At 72.6% G+C, this 263-nt stretch carries 1 protein-coding gene; it reads right to left on the bottom strand.

Annotation, left to right across the window (positions count from 1 at the left end; genetic code table 11):
• On the bottom strand, positions 1 to 263 hold a 263-nt coding region (locus tag MXD59_RS26125; protein WP_248827220.1), incomplete at both ends, for a tetratricopeptide repeat protein.

The following is a 263-nucleotide window of genomic DNA, read 5'->3' as shown; positions in this document are numbered from 1 at the left end:
TCGCCAGGTTGTTCAGCGATGCGGCGAGGTCGGGGAGGTAGGCGTCGGGGCTGTCGGCGGCCAGCTGCCGGCGGAGGTTGACGGCTTCCTGGGCTGGGGTGAGTGCCTCCGCCCGCCGTCCCACCTCCGACAGGAACGTCGCCAGGTTGTTCAGCGATGCGGCGAGGTCGGGGAGGTAGGCGTCGGGGCTGTCGGCGGCCAGCCGCTGGTACAGGTTGACGGCTTCCTGGGCTGGGGCGAGTGCCTCCGCCCGCCGTCCCACC

The sequence above is a fragment of the Frankia umida genome (assembly GCF_023242945.1).
Classification (GTDB): domain Bacteria; phylum Actinomycetota; class Actinomycetes; order Frankiales; family Frankiaceae; genus Frankia; species Frankia umida.
This window is presented reverse-complemented; position numbering and strand designations above follow the sequence as displayed.